Source organism: Xanthobacter pseudotagetidis (assembly GCF_043194795.2).
Taxonomy (GTDB): Bacteria; Pseudomonadota; Alphaproteobacteria; order Rhizobiales; family Xanthobacteraceae; genus Xanthobacter; species Xanthobacter tagetidis_A.
Map to the genome: position 1 here is coordinate 3,050,037 of NZ_CM195534.1, position 21,678 is coordinate 3,071,714.

21 protein-coding genes, 2 tRNA genes and 1 pseudogene are annotated in these 21,678 nt (G+C 71.2%); 10 read left to right on the forward strand and 14 right to left on the reverse strand.

The window, feature by feature from the left end; genetic code table 11:
• Window positions 1–127 precede the first annotated feature (127 nt).
• Both V5F67_RS13955 and V5F67_RS13960 read left to right on the forward strand, forming a co-directional pair.
• Complete coding sequence (locus V5F67_RS13955; protein ID WP_394017189.1) at window positions 128–664, forward strand: sigma-70 family RNA polymerase sigma factor; 537 nt, start codon at window positions 128–130, stop codon at window positions 662–664.
• 4 nt (window positions 665–668) lie between these two features.
• Window positions 669–1,355, forward strand: coding sequence for an NrsF family protein (locus V5F67_RS13960; protein ID WP_394017188.1), 687 nt, complete (start codon window positions 669–671; stop codon window positions 1,353–1,355).
• A 7-nt stretch (window positions 1,356–1,362) separates the two neighbouring features.
• Here V5F67_RS13960 and V5F67_RS13965 read toward each other — a convergent pair whose 3' ends face one another.
• Window positions 1,363–2,253, reverse strand: coding sequence for a LysR substrate-binding domain-containing protein (locus V5F67_RS13965; RefSeq protein ID WP_394017187.1), 891 nt, complete (start codon window positions 2,251–2,253; stop codon window positions 1,363–1,365).
• 12 nt (window positions 2,254–2,265) lie between these two features.
• Window positions 2,266–3,324 (reverse strand): YeiH family protein, encoded by a 1,059-nt coding sequence (locus tag V5F67_RS13970; protein WP_394017186.1) that lies wholly within the window; start codon window positions 3,322–3,324, stop codon window positions 2,266–2,268.
• 344 nt (window positions 3,325–3,668) lie between these two features.
• On the opposite strand from V5F67_RS13970, the gene V5F67_RS13975 reads away from it, so the two are divergent.
• Entirely contained in the window at window positions 3,669–4,448 is a 780-nt protein-coding gene (locus tag V5F67_RS13975) for a GntR family transcriptional regulator (RefSeq protein WP_394017185.1), read from the forward strand.
• Window positions 4,449–4,493: 45 nt separating this feature from the next.
• Here the strand turns inward: V5F67_RS13975 and V5F67_RS13980 are convergent, their stop codons facing one another.
• Window positions 4,494–5,507 (reverse strand): LLM class flavin-dependent oxidoreductase, encoded by a 1,014-nt coding sequence (locus tag V5F67_RS13980; RefSeq protein WP_394017184.1) that lies wholly within the window; start codon window positions 5,505–5,507, stop codon window positions 4,494–4,496.
• A gap of 161 nt (window positions 5,508–5,668) precedes the next feature.
• On the opposite strand from V5F67_RS13980, the gene V5F67_RS13985 reads away from it, so the two are divergent.
• The 3 genes from V5F67_RS13985 (at window position 5,669) to V5F67_RS13995 (ending at window position 8,099) form a co-directional block, all read left to right on the forward strand.
• A tRNA-Lys gene (locus tag V5F67_RS13985) sits at window positions 5,669–5,744 on the forward strand.
• Between the two features lie 193 nt (window positions 5,745–5,937).
• Window positions 5,938–6,534 (forward strand): phospholipase D-like domain-containing protein, encoded by a 597-nt coding sequence (locus V5F67_RS13990; RefSeq protein WP_394017183.1) that lies wholly within the window; start codon window positions 5,938–5,940, stop codon window positions 6,532–6,534.
• A gap of 383 nt (window positions 6,535–6,917) precedes the next feature.
• Complete coding sequence (locus V5F67_RS13995) at window positions 6,918–8,099, forward strand: M20 aminoacylase family protein (RefSeq protein WP_394017182.1); 1,182 nt, start codon at window positions 6,918–6,920, stop codon at window positions 8,097–8,099.
• 31 nt (window positions 8,100–8,130) lie between these two features.
• On the opposite strand, the gene mazG is transcribed toward V5F67_RS13995, so the two are convergent.
• Window positions 8,131–8,997: a nucleoside triphosphate pyrophosphohydrolase gene (mazG, locus tag V5F67_RS14000; protein ID WP_394017181.1), complete on the reverse strand. Its 867-nt coding sequence runs from the start codon at window positions 8,995–8,997 to the stop codon at window positions 8,131–8,133.
• A gap of 69 nt (window positions 8,998–9,066) precedes the next feature.
• Here mazG and V5F67_RS14005 point away from each other — a divergent pair, with 69 nt between their 5' ends.
• Window positions 9,067–9,567, forward strand: coding sequence for an SAM-dependent methyltransferase (locus V5F67_RS14005; protein WP_394017180.1), 501 nt, complete (start codon window positions 9,067–9,069; stop codon window positions 9,565–9,567).
• A gap of 301 nt (window positions 9,568–9,868) precedes the next feature.
• Here the strand turns inward: V5F67_RS14005 and V5F67_RS14010 are convergent, their stop codons facing one another.
• The 3 genes from V5F67_RS14010 to V5F67_RS14020 form a co-directional block, all read right to left on the reverse strand.
• On the reverse strand, window positions 9,869–10,690 hold the full coding sequence (locus V5F67_RS14010) for an MBL fold metallo-hydrolase (protein ID WP_394017179.1): 822 nt from the start codon (window positions 10,688–10,690) through the stop codon (window positions 9,869–9,871).
• Window positions 10,691–10,786: 96 nt separating this feature from the next.
• On the reverse strand, window positions 10,787–10,933 hold the full coding sequence (locus V5F67_RS14015; protein ID WP_394017178.1) for a hypothetical protein: 147 nt from the start codon (window positions 10,931–10,933) through the stop codon (window positions 10,787–10,789).
• A gap of 176 nt (window positions 10,934–11,109) precedes the next feature.
• Window positions 11,110–11,187: transfer RNA gene (locus tag V5F67_RS14020), tRNA-Pro, on the reverse strand.
• A gap of 275 nt (window positions 11,188–11,462) precedes the next feature.
• Between V5F67_RS14020 and V5F67_RS14025 the strand changes: the two genes are divergently transcribed.
• Window positions 11,463–11,822, forward strand: coding sequence for a septal ring lytic transglycosylase RlpA family protein (locus V5F67_RS14025; protein ID WP_394017177.1), 360 nt, complete (start codon window positions 11,463–11,465; stop codon window positions 11,820–11,822).
• A 1,918-nt stretch (window positions 11,823–13,740) separates the two neighbouring features.
• Here V5F67_RS14025 and V5F67_RS14030 read toward each other — a convergent pair.
• From V5F67_RS14030 to V5F67_RS14055, 6 genes and pseudogenes are all read right to left on the reverse strand, one after another.
• Window positions 13,741–14,053 (reverse strand): annotated as a pseudogene (locus tag V5F67_RS14030) (MerR family transcriptional regulator); the annotation flags it as partial.
• A 164-nt stretch (window positions 14,054–14,217) separates the two neighbouring features.
• Window positions 14,218–14,535: an integration host factor subunit alpha gene (locus V5F67_RS14035; RefSeq protein ID WP_394017176.1), complete on the reverse strand. Its 318-nt coding sequence runs from the start codon at window positions 14,533–14,535 to the stop codon at window positions 14,218–14,220.
• 212 nt (window positions 14,536–14,747) lie between these two features.
• Complete coding sequence (locus tag V5F67_RS14040) at window positions 14,748–15,722, reverse strand: beta-ketoacyl-ACP synthase III (protein WP_394017175.1); 975 nt, start codon at window positions 15,720–15,722, stop codon at window positions 14,748–14,750.
• Entirely contained in the window at window positions 15,719–16,786 is a 1,068-nt protein-coding gene (gene plsX, locus V5F67_RS14045) for a phosphate acyltransferase PlsX (RefSeq protein ID WP_394017174.1), read from the reverse strand. Before plsX ends, V5F67_RS14040 begins: the two co-directional genes overlap by 4 nt.
• Window positions 16,787–17,008: 222 nt before the next feature.
• Entirely contained in the window at window positions 17,009–17,530 is a 522-nt protein-coding gene (locus V5F67_RS14050; protein WP_394017173.1) for a YceD family protein, read from the reverse strand.
• Complete coding sequence (locus V5F67_RS14055; protein WP_394017172.1) at window positions 17,527–18,078, reverse strand: ubiquinol-cytochrome C chaperone family protein; 552 nt, start codon at window positions 18,076–18,078, stop codon at window positions 17,527–17,529. The genes V5F67_RS14050 and V5F67_RS14055 overlap by 4 nt, the downstream gene beginning before the upstream one ends.
• 126 nt (window positions 18,079–18,204) lie before the next feature.
• Here V5F67_RS14055 and V5F67_RS14060 point away from each other — a divergent pair, with 126 nt between their 5' ends.
• Window positions 18,205–18,720 (forward strand): outer membrane protein assembly factor BamE, encoded by a 516-nt coding sequence (locus V5F67_RS14060; RefSeq protein WP_394017171.1) that lies wholly within the window; start codon window positions 18,205–18,207, stop codon window positions 18,718–18,720.
• Window positions 18,721–18,800: 80 nt separating this feature from the next.
• Here the strand turns inward: V5F67_RS14060 and tpiA are convergent, their stop codons facing one another.
• A complete protein-coding gene (gene tpiA, locus V5F67_RS14065) occupies window positions 18,801–19,559 on the reverse strand; it encodes a triose-phosphate isomerase (protein ID WP_394017170.1) in 759 nt (252 codons plus the stop codon).
• Window positions 19,560–19,782: 223 nt separating this feature from the next.
• Between tpiA and V5F67_RS14070 the strand changes: the two genes are divergently transcribed.
• Window positions 19,783–21,678: a peptidylprolyl isomerase gene (locus V5F67_RS14070; protein WP_394017169.1), complete on the forward strand. Its 1,896-nt coding sequence runs from the start codon at window positions 19,783–19,785 to the stop codon at window positions 21,676–21,678.

The window sequence follows — 21,678 nt, forward strand, 5'->3', positions numbered from 1 at the left end:
GTTACGCTGCTCACGGCCTCGTGTCCGGCGCTGGTCACGTGGCCGTGATGGCAGCGAAAAAGAGCGTGCCCGGCTGTAACGAAGGCGCGGCGCCGGGCGAAGGAGGGGGACGAAGACCCAAGGCTCCATGACCGAGACCTGGACGATGCTCATGCGGTCCGCCCTCGATGGGGACGGCGCCGCCTATCGCGAACTGCTGAGCGCGCTCGCCCCCGCGCTCAGGGTGTTCGCGCGCCGGCTGCTGGTCGCGGCCGGGCGGGACGCAGGCGATGCGGAGGATGTGGTGCAGGAAACCCTGCTCGCGCTTCATCTCAAGCGCCAGACCTGGGACCCGGCGACCCCGCTCGCGCCCTGGGTGTGGGCCATCGCCCGCCACAAGGCGGTGGACCTGCTGCGCCGCTCGGGCCGCCGCGCCGAGGTGCCGATCGACGGGCTGGAGGAGATCCTCGCCGAGGCCGAGGCCGAGCCGGAAGCGCTGGCGGGCCGCGACGCCGGCCGCATGGTCGCCACCCTCAGCGGCCGCGAGCGCGACGTGGTGGAGGCGGTGTGCCTGTCGGGGGCGAGCGTGAAGGAGACCGGCGCCCGGCTCGCCATGAGCGAGGGCGCGGTGCGTGTGGCGCTGCACCGGGCGCTGAAGCGCCTCGCCGCGGCCCACGGAGGATGACGCCATGACACGAAAGGCCACGGGAACGGAAAGAGCCGGCACCGGAGGTCCCGACACCGACGCGCTCATCGCGCTGCTCGCCGCCGACGCCGCCCCGCGCGGACCGTCGCTGCGCGCCGGCCTGCTGCTGGCGCTGGCGTGCGGCGCGGTGGTGGCGGCGCTCGCCATGCAGTCGATGCTGGGCGCGCGCGCCGATGCGGCGACGGCCTTCCTGTCCTCCGCCCGCTTCGCATTCAAGTTCGCGGTCACGGCGGCGCTGGTGGTGGCGGCGGCGCATCTCGCGCTCGCCATGAGCCGGCCGGGCGCGCGGCTCGCCGGCGCCGCCGCATGGCTCGCGGTTCCCGCCGTGCTCCTGGCCGGGGCGGTGGCGCTGGAAATGCTCGCGGTGCCGGAGGGGGACTGGGCCAGCCGGCTCGTGGGTACCAACTGGCTGCTCTGCCTCACCTTCGGGCCGCTGCTCTCGCTCGCGCCGCTGGCGCTGCTGCTGCTCGCCTTGCGGCGCGGGGCGCCGGCCGTGCCCTGGCGCGCCGGGCTGGTGGCGGGCCTCGCCGCGGGCGGCATCGGCACCTTCTTCTATGCCGCGCACTGCCCGGACGATTCCCCGCTCTTCGTCGCCGTCTGGTATTCGCTGGTGGTGGCGATGATGGGCGCGCTCGGGGCGCTGGCCGGCGGGCGCTGGCTGCGCTGGTGAGGCGGCCTCAGCCGCCCTTCGCCTCGCCCCGCACCAAGGCGAGCAGCGCCTGCTCGGCCTTGGACTGGTAGCGGTCGGCATGGCGCAGCACAAAGAAGCGCCGCTGGGGGAAGGTGAGGGGGATGAGGCGCAGCGCGCCCGCCGCGAGGCCGGCCGCCGCGGCCAGCTCCGAGATCACGGTCGCGCCCGCGCCGGCCGCCACGGCGCTGATCACCGCCTCGTTCGAGGGCAGCTTCAGCGCCACCTTCAGCCGCGCCGGATCGATGCCGTGGGCCGCGAGGCCCTCCTCGAACACCTGGCGCGTGCCCGAGCCCTCCTCGCGCAGCACGAACGGCACGTCGAGGATGTCCTGCGGCCCCACCGGGCCGTGCCCGAACGGATGGTCGCGCGCCACCACCATCACCAGCCGATCGCCGGGCACGGCGATCTTGGCGAGCAGCAGCGCATCCACCGCGCCCTCGACGAATCCGAGGTCGGCCTCGCCCTCGGTGACGGCCTGCGTCACCTGGGTGCTGTTGCCGATCGCCACCTCGAGCGCGATCTCGGGGTAGAGCGCGTGGAAGCGGTGGAGCAGGGGGCCGAGCCAGTAATTGGCGATGGTCTGGCTGGCGTGGAGCCGCAGCCGCCCGCGCCGGAGGCCCGAGACGTCCGCGAGCACGGTCTCGGCCACCGCCACCCGGTCGAGGATGGCGCGCGCCTCCGGCAGGAAGGCGCGGCCGGCCGCCGTCAGCTCGATGCGGCGCCCGACCCGGTGGAACAGCGGCACGCCGCACGTCGCCTCCAGCGCCGCCACCGAGGCGGAGACCGCCGACTGCGTCATGTGGAGGCGCTGGGCGGCACGGGTCATGTGCAGCAGGTCGGCGACGGTCGCGAAGACCCGCAATTGCTCCAGCGTCATCACCGGTTCGGCTTACCCCGTGAAAAATACGGCGATGAGGATAAAGCTCAGGGCCGAGATGAAAAGCCACGCCGCCGCGCCGAGCGCAAGCGGGCGCAGGCCCTTCATCCGCAGCTTGGCGACGTCGGTCTCCAGCCCCATGGCCCCGAGCGCCACCGCCAGCAGGAAGGTGGTGGCGGAGACGATGGCGGGGCGCGCCGCGTCCGGCACCAGGCCGGCGCTGTTCACCGCCACCATGGCGATGAAGCCGAACACGAACCAGGGCAGGGGCACGCGCGCCGACCCGCTCTCGCCGCCAGTGCGGCGCGCCTGCCGGAAGGCGGCGATGCCGAGGCCGATCACCAGCGGGCCGAGCAGCATCACGCGGGAGAGCTTCGCCACGGTGCCGAACTCGCCAGCCGCCTGTCCGCCCTGGAATGCGGCCGCCACCACCTGCGCCACCTCGTGGATCGAGGCGCCGGTCCACAGGCCGTAGGCCTGGGCGTCGAAGCCGGTGAGCGGCAGCAGCACCGGCGCCAGCAGCATGGAGAGCGAGCCGAACACGGTGACGCAGGCCACCGCATAGGCCACGTCCTCGTCCGAGCCGCGGGTGACGGTGTTGGTGGCGATGACCGCCGAGGCGCCGCAGATGGAGGTGCCGGCGGCGATCAGCTCGGACAGCCTGGCGTCGACCCCCATCAGCCGGCCCGTCCAGCGGGTGGCGAAGAAGGTGGCGGCAAGGGTGACGGCGACGATCGCGAAGCCGGTGGCGCCCACCATCCGCACCTGCGCGAGGGTGAGCTGGAGCCCGAGCAGCACGATGGCGAAACGCAGGATGCGGCGCAGGCAGAACTTCACCCCCGCCTTGGCGGTGACCGGCGTGCCGACGACATTGTGGAACGCCATGCCGATGACGATGGCGATCACCAGCGGGCTCACCATGCCGAGGCCTGGGACCAGGCGCACCAGATATGCTGTGGCGGCGATCACGACCCCGAGGGCGAGGCCGGGCAGGATGTTCGCGCCGCCCCAGCGATCGGATAGGCGCGCGCGATGCGGTGCGGGGGTATGGCTGGTGGTGTGGTCGACCATGTCGGGGCTCCTTGCGGCCGGCAGGATCGCGGTCGAAAACCAATCAGACAATCGAGTTGTTTTTCTACAATCAATCGGAAATTACGATAAATAACGACCGGCTGCCGTGACGAACGCGAGGGCTGCGGGAAGGTCCGGGACGCCGCGCGCTTCGGGCCGAACGGCGCACGCTTTGGGCTTGGCGGCCATCGTCCATTTGGCATGCAATCCTTTTGCCGAACTGCATTCAGAATGCGGTTTGAAAGGCGTGCGCAAGCGCGTTGCTGCGCCGGCTCGGGCACGCTATGGCTTGAGCCGGGAGAAGGGCCGGCCGCGGGCGCGGCGGCTCATGCGGGATGGCTGAGATGGCGCGAGAGAACGGTGCGGCCGAGGGGCCGACCGACCGGGTGGGGACCATCTGCAGGGCCCTGCGCCGCGCCATCCTCGAGCAGGCGCTGGAGCCCGGAACCAAGCTGCCGGAGGACGCGCTGGGCGAGCGCTTCGGCGTCAGCCGCACCATCGCCCGCCACGCGCTGGGGCAGCTGGCGGCGGAAGGACTGGTCGAGCTGCGCCGCAACCGCATCGCCGTGGTGGCGACCCCCTCCTGGGCCGAAGCCCGCGACGCCTTCGACATCCGCATCCAGCTGGAGCGCCTCGTGGTGCGCAAGCTCGCGGGCCGGCTCACCAAGGAGCAGGTGGCGCGCCTGCGGGCCCACGTGGCGGCCGAGAAGGCGGCTCACGGCGGCCCGGATTCGACGTCGATCCGCCTTGCCACCGAATTTCATATCCTGCTTGCGGAGATGACCCAGAGCCCGGTCCTGGTCCGCTATGTGGGCGAGATCGCCTATCGCTGCTGCCTCACGCTGTCCCTGTTCAGCCGGCCCCATTCGTCGGAATGCGCAGTCGCCGAGCATGGCGCCCTCATCGACGCCCTGGCGGCGGGCGACGAAGCGAAGGTGGCGGACCTCATGCACGAGCACCTGGAATCGGTGGCGAGCCGGGCCCTGGTCCAGCCCACCCGGCGCCGGGGACGGGACATCATGGATATCCTCGCGCCTTACGCCGGGGAGGGGCGGGGCGCACCGCCGGCCACTGCGGACCGAGAGGCGCCCGCGCCGCGTCGGCGCCGGAGCCTTGCCGGCTGAGGCGGCGCGCCCGGCGGCCGGGATCGCGCATTCCTGTCTCGGTCCTCAGCTTGCCGTCAGGGCGGGCGCCGGCGCCGACGTCATCCCGAGCGAAGCGATGATCTCGAACGAGCGCAGCCGTTCCGCGTGCTCGTAGATGTCCGAGACGATCATCACCTCGTCGACGCCGGTCTCGGCGATGAAGGCGGACATGCCCGCGCGCACGGTATCCGGACCGCCCACCACCGAGCGCGCCAGCTTGCGCCGCGCCTGAACCTTCTCCATGGGCGTCCAATAGCTCTCGATGTCGTCGATGGGCGGCTTGCTCAAGCCGCGCGCGCCCCGGAACTGGTCTGCCGCGCTCATCTGCTGGGTGGTGGCGAGCCGGCGCGCCTTTTCATCCGTGTCGGCGGCGATCACGTTGAGGCCGGCCATGGCATAGGGCCGCTCCAGCACCGCCGACGGCTTGAACCGCTCGCGATAGACGGCGAGCGCCTCCAGCAGCAGGTCCGGCGCGAAATGGGAGGCGAAGGCGTAGGGCAGGCCGAGAATCGCCGCCAGCTGCGCGCCATAGGTGCTTGAGCCGAGGATCCAGAGCGGCACGTTGGTGCCCGCCGCCGGCACCGCCTGGATGCGCCGGCCGGCGGCCTCGGACGAGAGATAGGCCTGCAGCTCCAGCACGTCCTGCGGGAACGCGTCGGCGCTCTCATAAGTGCGCCGCAGGGCGCGCAGGGTCTCGCCATCGGTGCCCGGCGCGCGGCCGAGCCCGAGGTCGATGCGGCCGGGGAAGAGCTGCTCCAGGGTGCCGAACTGCTCGGCGATCACCAGCGGCGAATGGTTCGGCAGCATGATGCCGCCGGCCCCCACCCGTATGGTCCTGGTGCCGGCGGCGATGTGGCCGATCACCACCGCCGTCGCCGCGCTGGCGATACCCGCCATGTTGTGGTGCTCGGCCACCCAGAAGCGGGCATAGCCCCAGCGCTCGGCATGGGCGGCAAGGTCGCGCGCGTTGAGCAGCGCGCCGCGCGCGTCGGTGTCCTGGGTGATGCGCACCAGGTCGAGGATGGAGAAGGAGGCCATGAGGGAGTCCGGAATCTGTCCACAGCCGCGCCGCCCCCGGCCGCGACCTTCCCCCTCATGTAGTGCGCCTTTGCGGCGGCGCGATGGGGAGAGCGCGCCTTCTTGCCCGATCCCAGCCTTGACGCTGCCCGCCCGGCAGCCTAACCACGCTTCCCACAAGTGAGCCCGTAGCTCAGCCGGTAGAGCACGTGACTTTTAATCATGGGGTCTCGGGTTCGAATCCCGACGGGCTCACCAAAAACATCCATATCCTAAAATGATATCCCATGAGACCGGCCGGGGAACGTACGACGCTCCTCGGGCCGTCTTATCGCCGGGTCGGGCGCTGCCGCGATCGGGTAGGGCGGCAGCCCCCTTTTCCGGTGGCGGCGCAGAAGGATAGCCTGGCGACCTCAGCCTCGCGCAGAACCGCAGCGGAGGAACGGACGTGATGCCCCACATCGCCCAGCGGCGCACCTGCCGCCCGTCCCCCGGCGCGCCGGCCCGCGCGCTCGCGCGCATCGCCGGCGCGGCGCTGCTGAACGCCGTGGTCCTGAGCGCCGGGGTCGGCGCGGGCGATGCGCTCGCTCAGGGGGCGGCGGAGATCCATTTCTCGCCCGCCGAGAACCTGGAGCGGATCGACCTCGACCTCATCGCCGCGGCGCGCACGCGCATCGACATGGCCGCCTTCTTTCTCACCGATCGCGCGGTCGCCGACGCTTTGGTGGCTGCGGCGCGGCGCGGCGTCGCCGTGCGGCTGGTGGTGGATGGCGGCGAGAAGCAGGCCTACGACCGGCTGTCGCCGCTCGGCGCAAGCGTGCGCCGCAAGCCGGAGAAGCCGATCATGCACATGAAGGCCTATGTGGTGGACGGCCAGCTGGTGCGCACCGGCTCCGCCAATTTCTCCGTCAACGCCCTGAAGCACCAGGACAACGACCTGATCATCCTGCGCGACGCCCAGGCCGCGGCCCGCTACGGCGCCCAATTCGAGCGCATCTGGGAGAACGCCGTCCCGGCCCTTGAGGCCGCTTCGGCCGGGCCGCATTGAGTCCGAACGCTCAGGAAAGCCGCCCTTCAAGCTCCACCGACATCGCATCCGGAAGCGCCAACAGCCTGGTGTTGCGGCGGTGTTTCGCGGCTGGGATTCAGGGCTTGTCCGTCTTGCGGAGGGCAGGCGCCCAGAACCCCCTCCATACCTTCGCGCGGAAGTTCAAAATCTCAAAAATAATCCATTATAATCAATGTAATAGACTGAGATTCTAATCCGATACATCGCTTGAGTCGACAGGAACCCGCGGCCGGTCGGTTGACTTGGGCGTCCCGCGCGGCAGCATGGAACGGGACGCGACGGCGCGGCGCCCGCCGCCGACGCATCGCTCGTGATCATATTTTCAGCCGGAGCTCCCAGGCTCCGGCGACGCAGGACGCTTCATGCCCGTGAACAACCGCATCGCCGCCTCGGCCGGGGAGATCGCCGGCTGGCGCCAGGCGCTCCACCGCCGGCCCGAGCTGCAATACGACCTTCCGCTCACCGCCGCCTACGTGGCGGAGAAGCTGCGCGCCTTCGGGTGCGACGAGGTGGTGGAGGGGATCGGCGGCACCGGCGTGGTCGGCGTGATCCGCGGGCGCGGACCGGGAGGCGCCATCGCCCTCAGGGCGGACATGGACGCGCTGCCGATCGTCGAGGCGACCGGGGCGGCCTACAGCTCGGAGCATGCCGGCCGCATGCACGCCTGCGGCCATGACGGCCACATGGCCATGCTGCTCGGCGCCGCGCGCCACCTCGCCGAGACCCGCGCCTTCGCCGGCACGGTCCATGTGGTGTTCCAGCCTGCGGAGGAGGGCGGGGCGGGCGCAAGGGCCATGGTCGAGGACGGCCTGTTCACCCGCTTCCCGTCGGACGCGGTCTACGGCATGCACAACATGCCGGGGCTGGAGGTGGGGCGCTTCGCCATGCGGCCGGGCCCGATCATGGCCTCCTCCGACCAGGTGGAGATCATCGTCGAGGGACGCGGCGGCCATGCGGCGAAGCCGGAGCAGGGGGTCGACGCGGTGCTCTGCGCCGCCGCCATCGTCACCTCCTTGCAGCAGGTGGTGGCGCGCAACATCACCCCGCTCGATGCCGCCGTGATCTCTATCTGCGTGTTCCAGGCCGGCGAGGTGGACAACGTGCTGCCGCCCCGCGCGCGCCTGCTCGGGACCGTGCGCGCCCTTGATCCGCAGGTGCGCCTCAAGGTGTTCAAGCGGGTGGAGGAGGTGGCCCAAGGCATCGCCGCCGCCCACGGCGCCAGCGCCACCGTGCGGTTCAAGGAGGGGTATCCGGTGACGCGCAACCATGCGCGCGAGGCCGCCTTCGCCGCCGAGGTGGCGCGCGAGGTGGCCGGCGACGACCATGTGGACGACGCGACCAGCCCCATGATGTGGGCCGAGGACTTCGCCTACATGCTCGAGGCGCTGCCGGGCGCCTATGTCTTCGTCGGCAACGGACCGAGCTCCGGCCTGCACAGCCCGACCTACGATTTCTGCGACGACGCCATCGCCTTTGGCGCCTCCTACTGGGTGCGGCTCGCCGAGCGCGCGCTCGGCGAGGGGAGGCGCGACGCGGCGGCGTGAGGGCGGGAAAAGGGTAGCGGCCTCGGCTCCATCAGGCCGAGGCGCTCGATGCCTCGCCGGTGGTGCTGGCCGCTCCGCGCTCAGCCTGCTTCGCCGCCTGCCACAGCGCCTCCATCTCGTCGAGGCTCGCAGCCTCGGGCGTGCGGCCTTGCACGTCCAGCGCCTGCTCCAGAAAGCGGAAGCGGCGCATGAACTTGTCGTTGGTGCCGGCGAGCGCCGCCTCCGGGTCCACCCCCGCATGGCGGGCGAGGTTGACCACGGCGAACAGGAGGTCGCCCATCTCGTCGCGCACCGCCGCGAGGCCGTGCGAATCCAGCGCCTCCGCCACCTCGTCCGTCTCCTCGCGGATCTTGGCGAGCACCTGGCGCGCGTCGTTCCAGTCGAAGCCGACGCGGCTGGCCTTCTCCTGGAGCTTCAGGGCCCGGGTCAAGGCGGGCAGGGGGAGGGGCACCCCATCCAGCACGCTGCCGCCCTCGTCGGGCGGCAGGCCGGCGGCGGCGCGGCGGGCGGCCTTCTCGCGCTTCTCTTCGGCCTTGATCTCCGCCCACAGGCCTTTCACCGCCTCGGGCGACAGGTCGCGCGCGGCCCCGAAGACGTGCGGATGCCGGCGCACCAGCTTCGTGGTGATGGCTTCCACCACGTCCGGAAAGGCGAAGGCGCCGTCCTCCTCGGCCATGCGGGCGTGAAACACCACCTGGAGCAGGAGGTCGCCCAGTTCTTCCTTCAGGTCGCCGAGATCGCCGCGGGCGATGGCGTCGGCCACCTCATAGGCCTCCTCCACGGTGTAGGGGGCGATGGTGGCGTAGGTCTGCTCCAGGTCCCACGGGCAGCCGCTGCCCGGCGTGCGCAGCGCCGCCATGATCTCGATGAGGCGCGCGATGTCGCGGGACGGGACCATGGAAACCTCCTTGCGGGCCGAACGGGACACCATAAGCTCTCCCGGCGCCGGAACGAACGGGAAGGGGCCATGTCTGTGGTGGAGAACGGGGCGGGCGCGGGCATTCGCGCCGGTGAGCGGTCGGTGACGCTGCCGGACGGCTTCGATGCCGGCGTCTACTTCATCGGCCATATCGAGACGCCGTGGACGACCCGCGCCGACTGTCCGCGCCGCGGCGACATGACGGACGGGCCGCTCTGCACGCTGCGCATCGACCCGCGCTGGGCCCAGGCGCTGACGGGGTTGTCGGGGTTCCGCCACGTGCAGGTGCTCTACTGGATGGACGAGGCGCGGCGCGACCTGGTGCTCCAGGTGCCCCGCGGCGGCGCGGCGGCCGGCACCTTCGCGCTGCGCTCGCCGGTGCGGCCGAACCCCATCGCATCCTCGGTCGCGGCGCTGGTGGCGGTGGAGGGCACGAGCGTGACCGTGCGCGGGCTCGACTGTCGGACCGGCACGCCGCTGATCGACCTGAAGCCTGCGCGCACGCCCGCTGAGGGGGCGCCGGCTTCGCCGCCCGAAGCCGGGTCCTGACGGAGCCCATCGGCGGGCTGGCCGAGGGCTGCCGACAACGATCCAGATGGGAGCAGCGGCCGGAGGGGCGATGGATCGGGAGATGCAGCACAGAACGCAGAAGATATATTATGGAACATTCATATCCTGCTGCCCGGCCGGCGATGCTCCCTTGCCCATGCGCCAGAAGGTTGACCCAGGGATTGAACCGGACGGAACAGGCGCCGCCGATTCACAAAAATATATCTTAAAAACAGTGGTTTGAGATTAACAACTCAGCTTATTTCGCACCCCGGAAGCTGGCATGCCGGACGACGCGCACTCAAGGCGAGGTGAAGCGCATCCGGTCATAGGCCGGCACCACGCCCTCGGGCAGCGCGGCGCCGAGGCGTGCATAGTCGAGATCGGTATGGAGATTGGTCAGGATCGACCGCCTCGGCTTCATCCGGGCGATATGGTCCAGCGCCTCGCCCACGGTGAAGTGGGAAGGATGCGGCGCCTCACGCAGCGCATCAAGAATCCAGACATCCAAATTCTTCAAATGCGACAGGCTGTTGTCTGGAAATCCGTTGACATCGCTTGAATAAGCGACGCCGCCGAAGCGGAAGCCGAACGAGTCGATGTCGCCATGCCGCTGGCGGAACGGCAGCGCCGTGATCGGACCGCCAGGACCGTCGACCACGATCTCGCGCCCCTCGTGGAACCGGTGCTCGGTGAGGATGGGCGGATAGGCGCCGCCCTGGGGCGTGGCGAAGCAATAAGCGAAGCGGGCGTGCAGCGCGGCCGAGGTTTCCGGGTCGGTCCACACGTCGAGGCGCCGCCGGTGCAGGATCGCCAGCGGGCGCAGGTCGTCGATGCCATGGGTATGGTCGGCGTGGGAATGCGTGAACAGGACGCCGTCGAGCGCCGTCACCTCCTCGTCGAGCAGCTGCTCGCGCAGGTCCGGGGAGGTGTCGACCAGAACCGTCGTGGTGCCGCCGGGGCCCTGGCGCTCCACCAGCAGCGAGCAGCGCCGCCGCCGGTTGCGCGGCTCGGCCGGATCGCACGCGCCCCATCCCTGCCCCACGCGCGGCACGCCGCCCGACGAGCCGCAGCCGAGGATGGTGAAGGTGAGGGGTGTCGGGGCCGGTGAATCAGGCGGCATGGACAGGCGGTCTCCTCATGGCGCTCCTCTTGGCGTTCGGCGCGCCGCGTTCAGCGGATGGGCGATTCCCCGGCGGGCTTCAAGGGTCCAGGGCGGTCAGCTGAGGCCACGCAGCAGCGCGAGCGCGATCGAGAGCGCGCCCGCCACCCCTGCCATGGCGATGATGAACCAGCGGCGCCGCGCAGCCATCGCCGGGCTCTCGGCCGCGGGATCCTGCGGCGCCCGCCCCTTGCGATCCTTCATGACAGCGGCCCTCGGCTTCCCCCGGCCACGATAGTCGCGGGCGCGGCGTGGATGAAGCGCCATTGCATTGCGGCGGCCGGGAAACGCACACGACCCCCGCCGCAAAGCCGGGGCGCCGTGGTGCGAGGGGTGAAAGCAGCGGGGATTGAAAGCTGAGGCAGACCCTGCGGGGAGAATGGTCGGAGCGGCGGGATTTGAACCCACGACCCCTAGTCCCCCAGACTAGTGCGCTAACCGGGCTGCGCTACGCTCCGACATGGGGGCGAGCCTTAGACCATCACCGTTCGGCCGACAAGCCTTATTCGCCCCCTGCCCGCCCCCTCCCCAGAAGATCGCGCGGCAAGCTCCCGATCCGACCGCGGCGGCTGTTCGTCGAATGCGGGAAGCTCCTGTTCCGGCTTCCCGCACACGGCAGAAGTGTGGCGACGCAGGGGTAGCTCGCCAGAAAATTGCCTCTGGATGGTGACACTGAGGCCCCATTCGGCCGGCATTCGGCCCTCCTCCCTCAACAACACGGAAGCTTGAACGCATGCAGAATCGCGTGAGCCTGTGCCTGTCCCTGTCCGTCCTGGCCCTGTCCGGCGGGCTCCTGTCGGCCACCGCCGCCCGAGCCGATACCGGCATCGCCTCCTACTACTGGCAGGGCCAGAGCACGGCCAGCGGTGAACGCTTCAACCCGTCGGCCATGACGGCAGCGCACCGTAGCCTCCCCTTCGGCACCAAGGTGCGCGTCACCAACCTGCGCAACGGGCGCAGCGTCGTGGTCCGGATCAACGATCGCGGCCCGTTCGTGCGGGGCCGCATCATCGACGTTTCCCGCGCGGCGGCCTCCGAGCTCGGCTTCACCAGCAATGGCATCACCAAGGTCCAGCTCGCGGTGCTCGACTAGAGCGCTCACCGATCAAGCTGAAACAGATTGATCGATAAGCGGCGTTCTCGCCCCATGACGCGAGGATGTCTTCCGGTCGGCGCGCCACGCGGGCCGACCGGTGCGCAGGTTCAGCGGGACCGGCTGCGGGATCAGAGCGGCGCGGCATCGTCCTGGGCGATCGTCTCCCTGCCGCCGGCACCTTTCTCCCGGCCCATGGCCTCGCCCATGAGGCGCCGGCATTCCGTCAGCTCATAGAGCGCCGCCTGCAGGCAGTGGACGTCGGCGCGGGAAAGAACCGGCGCCGCCCCCGGCGGCTGGCCCGTGATCCGCGGCTCGGACCGCAGGTGCGGCGGCAGGTACTGCTCCGGCGGGCCATGGCGCAAAGGCTCGGGCGGGACGGGACGGCGCTGGATCTCGTCCGCCCCCGCGTCGAACGGATCGTCGCCGCGCCAGTCCGCCGCCCGCCTCGGCCAGCCCACGACCGGCGCCTGCGGACCGGACGACGATCCGGGACCGGCAGGTCCAGCATGGGACGGTCCCGGATGGGGCGGATGCTCGGGAACGGGCGGCTCGATCTCCTCCGGGGGGCCGGCGAACGGGCCGAACCTCGGGACGGCGCGGCGCGGCCGCTCCGGTGAGCGCTCGGGCCAGCGGGCCTCCTCGTCGTCCTTCATGATCGGCGCTCCGGGAATCCCGGCCGACCCATGCCGGTCGCGGACCTCGTCGGGACCGGAGACCATCCGCTCCCCACCATGCCGCTGCGCCGGCGGCGCGCGGCGCGCCCAAGGCTCGGGGCGAGACAACTCGGGCCGGGACAGCTCGGGACGGAGGGCATCGGCCCCGTGCGGGTGCTCGTCTAGGTAAGGTGTGCGCGGCCCGCGCCCGGACCGCCGCGGCGGTCCGGCGGCATCGTCCTCGTCCCGGTACGGGAGGCTCTCCGGCTCCCAGTCGCGGCCGCGGGGTTCGGGCCGCATCCGGTCGTCGGCGCGGCGCGGCTCGCGCGGCGGAGGGCGATCGAAATCGGCATCGCCGTGGGAGAGCCTCTCCTCAGCCTCCAGGTCGTCCCAGGACCGGCGCCCGCGGCGCGGATCGTCCATCGGAGGGCCGGCCGGCGCCTGCCGCCGGCGCGCTGCCGGCAGGTCCGGGAGGGCGGCAGAGCGCGGGCGGAACGCGCTGCCGGGAGGCTCTGTCTCGGGCGCTCCATCGAGCGGGAGGTCGTAAAGGCCGGGCTCATGATCCTGTTCCGGAAAGCCGTCCCGCGGCGGCCCCTCCGGCCCGGCGCGGGAGCGGTCGTGCCGGGCGTCTTCCGGCCGCCGGCGTCCGCGCCGGCCCTCGGCCTCCGCGGCGATGTCGCCCTTCAGCCGGCGGATACGCGCGTCGAGCGGCTCGGACAGTGCGGGCGGCGCCAGCGGCGCCTCGTCGAAGAAGGGCAGCAGCGGGTCGTCGAACGCAGGCGCATCGGCACCGGCTTCGCGCGCCGGGCCGGGGGCGGCGATGCGCGCCGCCGGTCCTCGGGTGGGCCGCTGCCGCGGCGGTTCGGACGGCCTCTCGGGCGCGGCGCGATGCGGCTCGCCGTGGCCAGGGCCGCGCGGCGGCGCGAAGGAGGGATCCATACGCGGCTCCCGTCCCCGTTCCTGTGCCCCTGCCCGTTCCCCGATCCCTGCCCGATCTCCGCCCGCCGGCCGCGATCGCTGGGCCGGTGCCGGGCGCTGACGCAGCGGGATTTCGGGCGGCGGCGCATCGTGCCCCGTCTCCAGGTCTGCGTCGGCATCGGGAAAGGGGAGCGGCAGCTCCTCCATGCCCGCCAGCTCATCGCCCGCGGACGGGCGCGGCTTGCGACGCGGGAGAAGGCCGAGCAGACCGCCGAAGGTCACGCCGTCATGGCTCTCCTTGGCACGCGCGCTGCGCATCACCGCCACATCGTGCTCGACGCCGAGATCCTGCACGTGCCGCACGCCGTGCTCCTTGAGGATCTTCTGCACCCCCTTGATGGTGTAGCCGTCCGAGTAGAGCAGATGGCGGATGCCGCGCAGAAGGTCGATGTCCTCGGGACGGTAGAAGCGCCGGCCACCGCCGCGCTTCACCGGGCGAATCTGGGCGAACCGCGTCTCCCAGAACCGCAAGACATGCTGCGGCAGGTCGAGGTCCTCGGCGACCTCGCTGATGGTGCGGAAGGCGTCTGGGGCCTTCGAGGTGTCGCGTGCGTCGCCCACTGGACCTCCCACCCGGGGTCCGCCCGGACCCGGCATCGCGCCCCATGACGCGGCCGAATCGACGGCCGCTACGGCGAGGATGATAGCGGGCAGGGCGATGAGCGGAAAGGAAGGCGCAGGCCCCGCCAGCGCCCATGCCCGCGCTCACGCAGGAGGGCCGGCGCCAACGGGCATGGAAGAGAGCGAGAGCGCCGCCGGCGTCAGTCCGCGTCGGCGCCGTCGGGCGTGGTTCCGTTGATGCGATGCTTGAGGATGCTCGACGGCTTGAACACCATGACCCGCCGCGGCTCGATCGGCACTTCCTCGCCGGTCTTGGGATTGCGGCCGATCCGCTCGCCCTTGTCGCGCACCACGAAGGAGCCGAAGGAGGAAAGCTTCACGGTCTCGCCGCGAACCAGACAGTCGGCGATCTCGCGCAGCACCAACTCCACCAGCGCCGCCGACTCCGTGCGGGAGAGGCCGACCTGCTGGTAGACCGCTTCACACAAATCTGCGCGCGTCACTGTCCGTCCAGCCATATTTCTCCCCGACCCAAAAGAGAGCACCGTCCACCTTCGGCGGCACCACGCCAAAGGCTCGACCTCTCCCCTCAATGTGTAGCAGGTACAATTTACCCTTGTGACGGAAAGCCAGCCGCACGACCTTGGCCGAGGTCAAAGCTCGGGAAAAAGGCGTCCTCCCGCAAATTAGCCGCCCCGGGCGAGGAAGGTCAACGCAATTAAGGCATCGACTACCAACGCAGCAGCGCCGAACCCCAGGTGAAGCCGCCGCCCATGGCTTCGAGCAGGACGAGATCGCCCCGCTTCACCCGGCCGTCGCGCACCGCCACGTCGAGCGCCAGCGGGATGGACGCGGCAGAGGTATTGCCGTGAAGATCCACGGTGGTCACCACCTTTTCCGGCGCGATGCCGAGCTTCTGCGCGCTGGCATCGATGATGCGCCGGTTGGCCTGGTGCGGCACGAACCAGTCGATGCTCTCGGCGCTCTCGCCGGTGGCGGCGAAGGCGTCGACGATCACGTCGGTGATCATGCCCACCGCATGCTTGAAGACCTCCCTGCCCTCCATGCGCAGATGCCCCACCGTGCCGGTGCTGGACGGGCCGCCGTCCACATAGAGCTTGGAGCGGTGGCGCCCGTCCGAGCGCAGGTGGGTGGTGAGGACGCCCAGCCCCTTGGCGTCGTCGACATCCACCGCCTCCAGCACCACGGCGCCGGCGCCGTCGCCGAACAGCACGCAGGTGCCGCGGTCCTCCCAGTCGAGGATGCGCGAGAAGGTCTCGGCGCCGATCACGAGCGCGCGCTGGAAGGCGCCGGTCTTCAGGTAGGCGTCGGCGGTGGCGAGCGCGAACACGAAGCCCGAGCAGACCGCCTGCACGTCGAACGCGGCGCCGCGGGTGATGCCGAGCTCGGCCTGGATGGTGACCGAGGTGGCCGGGAAGGTCTGGTCCGGCGTCGAGGTGGCGAGCACGATCAGGTCGATGTCGGCCGCAGCCAGCCCAGCGTTGGCCAGCGCGCGCTCGGCCGCCTTCAGGCCCAGGTGCGAGGTGAACTCGCCCGGCGCCGCCACGTGCCGCTGGCGGATGCCGGTGCGCTGGACGATCCATTCGTCGGACGTGTCGACGCGGACGGCCAGTTCCGCGTTGGTGACGATGTTCTCCGGGAGATAGGACCCGACGCCCCGGGCCACGGACCTGATGCCGCTCACGATTGTCCTTCCGCCTCGGCAGGTTCGGACGCCTCGCCCGGCGCGGCCGGCGGGAGGCGGTTGACGAGGTTCTTCTCGATGCGCGCCAGAAGCTCGTGGCGCACGAGGTCATAGGCGAGGTCCACGGCCGAGGCGAAGCCCTGCGCGTCCGCGCCGCCATGGCTCTTGATGACGAGGCCGTTGAGGCCGAGGAACACGCCGCCATTGGCGCGGCCGGGGTCCATCTTCTCCCGCAGCACCTGGAAGGCGTCGCGCGCCAGCAGGTAGCCGAGCTTGGCGCGCAGCGTCCGACCCATGGCGGCGCGCAGGTAGCCGGCCAGCTGCTTGGCGGTACCCTCGGCGGTCTTCAGGGCGATGTTGCCAGCGAAGCCCTCGGTGACGACCACGTCAACCGTGCCGGCGCCGATGTCGTTGCCCTCGACGAAGCCGTGATAGTTCACCGGCAGGTGGTCGTCCTTGAGGATGCGACCGGCCTCACGCACCTCCTCGACGCCCTTGATCTCCTCGACGCCGATGTTGAGCAGGCCCACGGTGGGGCTCTCCAGGTCGAACAGCACCCGGGCCATGGCGGAGCCCATGAGCGCCATCTCCACCAGGCTCTTGGCGGTGGCGCCGATGGAGGCGCCCACGTCCAGGACCACGGTCTCGCCGCGCAGTGTCGGCCAGAGGGCGGCGATGGCGGGGCGCGAGATGCCCGGCATGGTGCGCAGGTTGAAATTGGCCATGGCCATGAGCGCGCCGGTGTTGCCGGCGGAGACGGCGGCATCCGCCTCCTTGTGCTTCACCGCATCGATGGCGCGCCACATGGAGGATTTGTAGCGCCCGCGCCGCAAGGCGATGCTCGGCTTGTCGTCCATGCCCACCACCACCTCGGTGTGGACGATGCGGGAGGCCGCCGCGAGCTTGGGATGCGCCTTCAGCACCTCGGCGATGCGCGCCTGGTCCCCGTAAAGGATGAACGCCGCGTCGGGGTGCCGCCCGAGCGCGATCTCCGCGCCGGCGAGCACGGTCCCGGGACCGTGGTCGCCGCCCATGGCGTCGATGGCGATGCGGACTTGGCTCATCTGTGCAGCGCTTCCGCCAGACTCTGGCCTCGGAGACATGGGAACCGGCGCGGAGGCGCTCCGGGGCGAAACCGACGCGCGCTCACCGCGCGCCATTCCCGCGAGACGGGAGCGGGCGAAGCGCCGCGCCGCCCGCTGACGGAATCGGCGAACGCGCCTCGGCCGGCGTTCGGGCGCGCGGACAATAGCGGCTTGATGCCTCTTCGCAACACTTTGCGCGCGTCACGGGCGATCCTTGAGACGGGCGAGGGCGGAGAAGGGCGAGGCGGCGCCGTCCGGCTCCGCCGGCGGCTCGAACACGGCGCCGGGCTTGCGCGGATAGGGATCGATGCCGAGCGCAAGGAACTCGGCCGCGAGCGCGCCGACATCGATGGCGCCGCCGACGATCTCGTCGGGCGGGTCGAACTCCTCGCCTTCCTCCTCTTCCGGAACCGGCGTGCCGGCCGGAACGAAGTGCACGTCGATCTCCTCGGCGAGCGGCGCGTCGAAGGGCTCCAGCGTCACGCCGCAGGTCTGGCGCACGCTCGCCTCCAGCCGTCCGGTGACGTGAACCCCCTCCCCCTTCTCGGCAGCGAGGTGGAGCACCGCCTTGAAGGTCGGCAGCGCGAGCGCGCCCACATGGCGGGCCAGCGCGTCGCGCTGCGCCTCGTCCGGCTCCAGCGTCACGTCGATGCCGGCGGGCGGCAGCTCCACCACCGGGACGACACGGGTGAGGGGGCCGGAGGCGGAAGGGGTGTCCGTCATTGCTGATCCTCCGCCGCCGCCGGCGCCGGCAGGGCGATCTCGCCGCGTGCCAGGACATCGAAGGGCGTGCGTTCGAGACTTGCGGCGGCGCGCCGCACATAGCGGGCGAGCGCGAGCGGCGCCCCGGCGCCCTCCCCCGCCGCGCCATCCAGGATATTGCGGGCGAGCGCGGCTGCAAGGACGGCGTCGTCGGGGTCGCCGAGCGCCTCGTCATAAGCGGCGGCGCGGCCGTAGAAGGCGGCGCCGATCTTCTTCATGCGCTTCGGCACCGTGAGGTCGCCGACGCCCATCTCGCGCAAGGCGGCGTCCATGTCGGCGAGGAAGGCGTCGAACACGTCCTGCGACAAGGCGCGCTCGGCCTCGCGGCCGTCCTTGAGGCGCCGGCAGACGAGCACGGTGTGGAGCACGAGCATCTCGAACCGCCCCTCGCGCGTGTCGGGCACGCCGAGGCCGGCATAGAAGTGGGGATGCCGCGACTGCGCCACGATCCCGCCGTAGAGGCGCTCGATGGTGCGCCGGGTCCCGGCGGGGCGGAAAAGGTTGAACATTGCTCTTAAGGGTCGGTCAGGATTAGTGGTGTACGCACCTCTGGCCGAGCGGCGTAGCGCGGTCACAGGGCACGCGCAAGGCCGGCGGGCCTCGGCCCGCTCCGAAGACGTGGAGGATCGAAGGGAATGCGCGTGGGCTCTCAGGTGAAAGCGGCGGCGGCGGATTGGCGGAACGGCGGCGCGCCGCGGGCGCGGCGCTGGAGCTTCGGCGCGGCGCTGATGCTGGGCCTCGCGACGCTTTCCGGCTGCGGCAACACCGGCGCCGGCACCTCCATCTCGGGCATCACCCGCACCTATCAGCGCGGCTATGTGCTGGCCGACGGCGCGCTTGAGCAGATTCCCGTCGGCTCGAGCCAGGAGCAGGTGCTGCTCGTGCTCGGCACGCCCTCCACCGTCGCCACCGTGAACGGCGAGGTATTTTATTACATCTCGCAGACCACCAAGAAGGTGGCGTTCCTCAAGCCGGAGGTGGTCGACCAGAAGGTGCTCGCGGTCTATTTCGACAAGAACCGGCGCGTCACCCGCATCGCCCAGTACGGCCTGAAGGACGGCAAGGTGTTCGACTTCGTGTCGCAGACCACGCCCACCAGCGGCGAGGAGCTGAGCCTGATCCGCCAGCTTATCGGGCTCGTGTCGTTCTGAAGACGGGGGGCGGCCCTGCCGCCCCCGCCTTTCGTCGGGTGTCCTTTGGTCCGCGTCGCCGGCCAGCCCCGGCGATCCCCTCAGAGCACCGCCCGGGCGATCGCCAGGAAATCCGCGGCCTTCAGGCTCGCGCCGCCCACCAGGGCGCCGTCCACGTCGGCGGTGGCGAGCAGCGTCGCGGCGTTGTCCGGCTTCACCGAGCCGCCATAGAGGATGCGAATCCCCGCTCCCTCGGCACCGAATCGCTCGCCCAGCACGCGGCGGATGGTGCCGTGGATCTGCGCCACGTCCGCGACCGTGGGCGTCCGGCCGGTGCCGATGGCCCAGATCGGCTCGTAGGCGACGACGAGATTAGCCGCGGCAGCGCCTTCCGGGATCGACTGGCGCACCTGACGCGTCACCACCGGGGCCGCCTCGCCCGCCTCCCGCTCCTGAAGGCTCTCGCCGACGCAGACGATGGCAAGGAGACCGGCGCGCCAGGCCGCCTTGGCCTTCGCCATCACCACCGCGTCGCCCTCGCCGTGATCGGCCCGGCGCTCGGAATGGCCGACGATGACGGCGCCCGCGCCCGCATCCTTCAGCATCTCGGCCGAGATGTCGCCGGTGTGGGCTCCGGAAGCCATGGGGTGGCAGTCCTGCCCGCCCAGCATCAGCGCCGCGCCGGCGACCTGCGCCGAGAAGCCGGCGAGGAGCGTCGCCGGAGGGCAGACCAGGAGATCGATGCGGGCGCGCAGCGCCGCGTCGTAGCCCTCGGCGATCGCCGCCAGCTCGCCGGCCGAGGCTTTCAGCCCGTTCATCTTCCAGTTGCCGGCGATCAGGGGGCGGCGGGACGCGGGCATGAGTTTCCTCCGGACATTGGCTCTCCCGCCACCTAGCAGACCCGCCGGCGGCGCGCCAAGCGGCCTTTTATCCCCGTTTCCGCAGCGAATTCGGGGCTCAAGGCAGGTCCAAGGACCCTTCGCGGGCCCCGGGACGGCGCGCCGTTGCGGGCGCCGGACCCCATCCCTATGATGCGCGCCCTTGAGCGCCGGCCCCCGGCGCATGCTTTTCAAAGAACGGACGATGGCACTTCAGACACTCCGCAAGGGCGCTTCCGGCTGGATCGCCAAGATCTTTCTCGTGGTGCTCATGCTCTCCTTCGCGGTCTGGGGCATCGCCGACGTGTTCCGCGGATTCGGCAACAGCACGGTCGCGAGCGTCGGCGGCACCGACATCTCGGCCAACGATTTCCGCGCGCGCTACCTGGAGCAGGTGCAGCAGATCGGCCGCCAGACCGGCCGCGGCCTCTCGCCCGAGCAGGCGCGCGCCATCGGCCTCGACCGCCAGGTTCTCAACCAGATGATCGCCGACGCGACGCTCAGCGCGGAAGCCAAGCGCCTCGGCCTCGCGGTGAGCGACCAGCAGGTGGCTGACGCCGTCGCCGCCAACCCGGCCTATCGCCGGCCGGGCGCGAGCGCGTTCGATCCCGCTTACTTCGCCCAGCTCCTGCGCTCGAACAGCCTGACCGAGCCGCGCTTCGTGCAGATGGAGCGCGCGCGCATGCTGCGCGACCAGATGATCCAGTCGCTCGGCACCGGCCTCGCCGTGCCCTCCGTCCTGGTGGACGCGGTGCACCGCTACGAGAGCGAGGCGCGCGACGCGGCCTATATCCTCGTGACCGCCGATGCGGTGGGCGCCCTGCCCGCCCCCACCGAGGATGAGCTGCGCGCATTCTACGAAGCCCACAAGATCACCTTCCGGGCGCCGGAATACCGCAAGGTCTCGGTGCTGGCCCTGACGCCGGACGCGCTCGCCGCCCACATCAAGATCGGCGAGGAGGATGCCCGCGCGGTCTATGACCGCGAGCAGGTGCGCTTCGGCACCCCCGAGCGGCGCGAGGTGCGCCAGATCGTGTTCTCCAAGGCCGAGGATGCCGCGGCCGCCGCCGACAAGATCAAGGCCGGCGCAAGCTTCTCCGACATCGCCGCCGAGCGCGGACTGAAGCCCTCCGACACGGACCTCGGCCTCGTCACCAAGGCCTCCATCCTCGATCCCAAGATCGCCGAGGTGGCGTTCCTGATCGAGCCCGGCAGCACCGGCGCGCCGATCGAGGGCCGGTTCGGCTTCGCGCTCGTCAACGTGACCCGCGCAGAGCCCGCGAGCCGCAAGCCTTTCGACGAGGTGAAGGGCGAGATCGAGACGGAGCTGGCGCTCGCCAAGGCGCGCCGCGAGCTGCTCGACCAGCACGACGCCATCGAGGACGAGCGCGCCTCGGGCTCGACGCTCGGCGAGATCGCCAAGAAGCTCTCGCTCAATCTCGCCGTGATCGACGCGGTGGATCGCTCCGGCCGCGCGCCGGACGGCAAGGAGGTGGACATTCCTGCCCGCACCGAGGTGGTCGCCGGCGCCTTCGCCAGCCAGCCGGGAGTCGAGACCGACACCATCCAGCTGCCGGGCAATGGCGGCTTCGTCTGGTTCCAGACCGACGCCATCATCCCCGCCCGCGACCGCACGTTCGACGAGGCGCGCCCGCAGGTCGAGGCGCGCGCCCGGGAGGAGGCCGTCGCCAAGGCGGTGGAGACGAAGGCGCAGGCCCTGTTCGACCAAGCCAAGTCCGGCACCGCCCTCGCCCAGGTGGCGGGCGGCGCCGACCTGCCGCTGAAGGTGGCCGAAGGCCTCCAGCGCGGCCGCGCCGCACCGCCCTTCTCGGTCGAGGCGATCGCCGAGGTGTTCGCCGCCAAGGAAGGCGGCGTCGGCATGGTGGCGGCGGCCGAGGCGCCGGACCGGATCGTGTTCCAGGTGTCGAAGATCACCGTGCCGCCGGAGGGGCCGCAGGATCAGCAGGTCGCGGCCCAGCTTTCGGCGCAGATGGAGAACGATCTCCTGGTCCAGTATCTCGGCGCGCTCCAGCAGCAGCTCGGCGTCACCGTCAACCAGCGTGTGCTCTCCCAGTCGGTGGGCGGCGGGGCGGGAATCTGA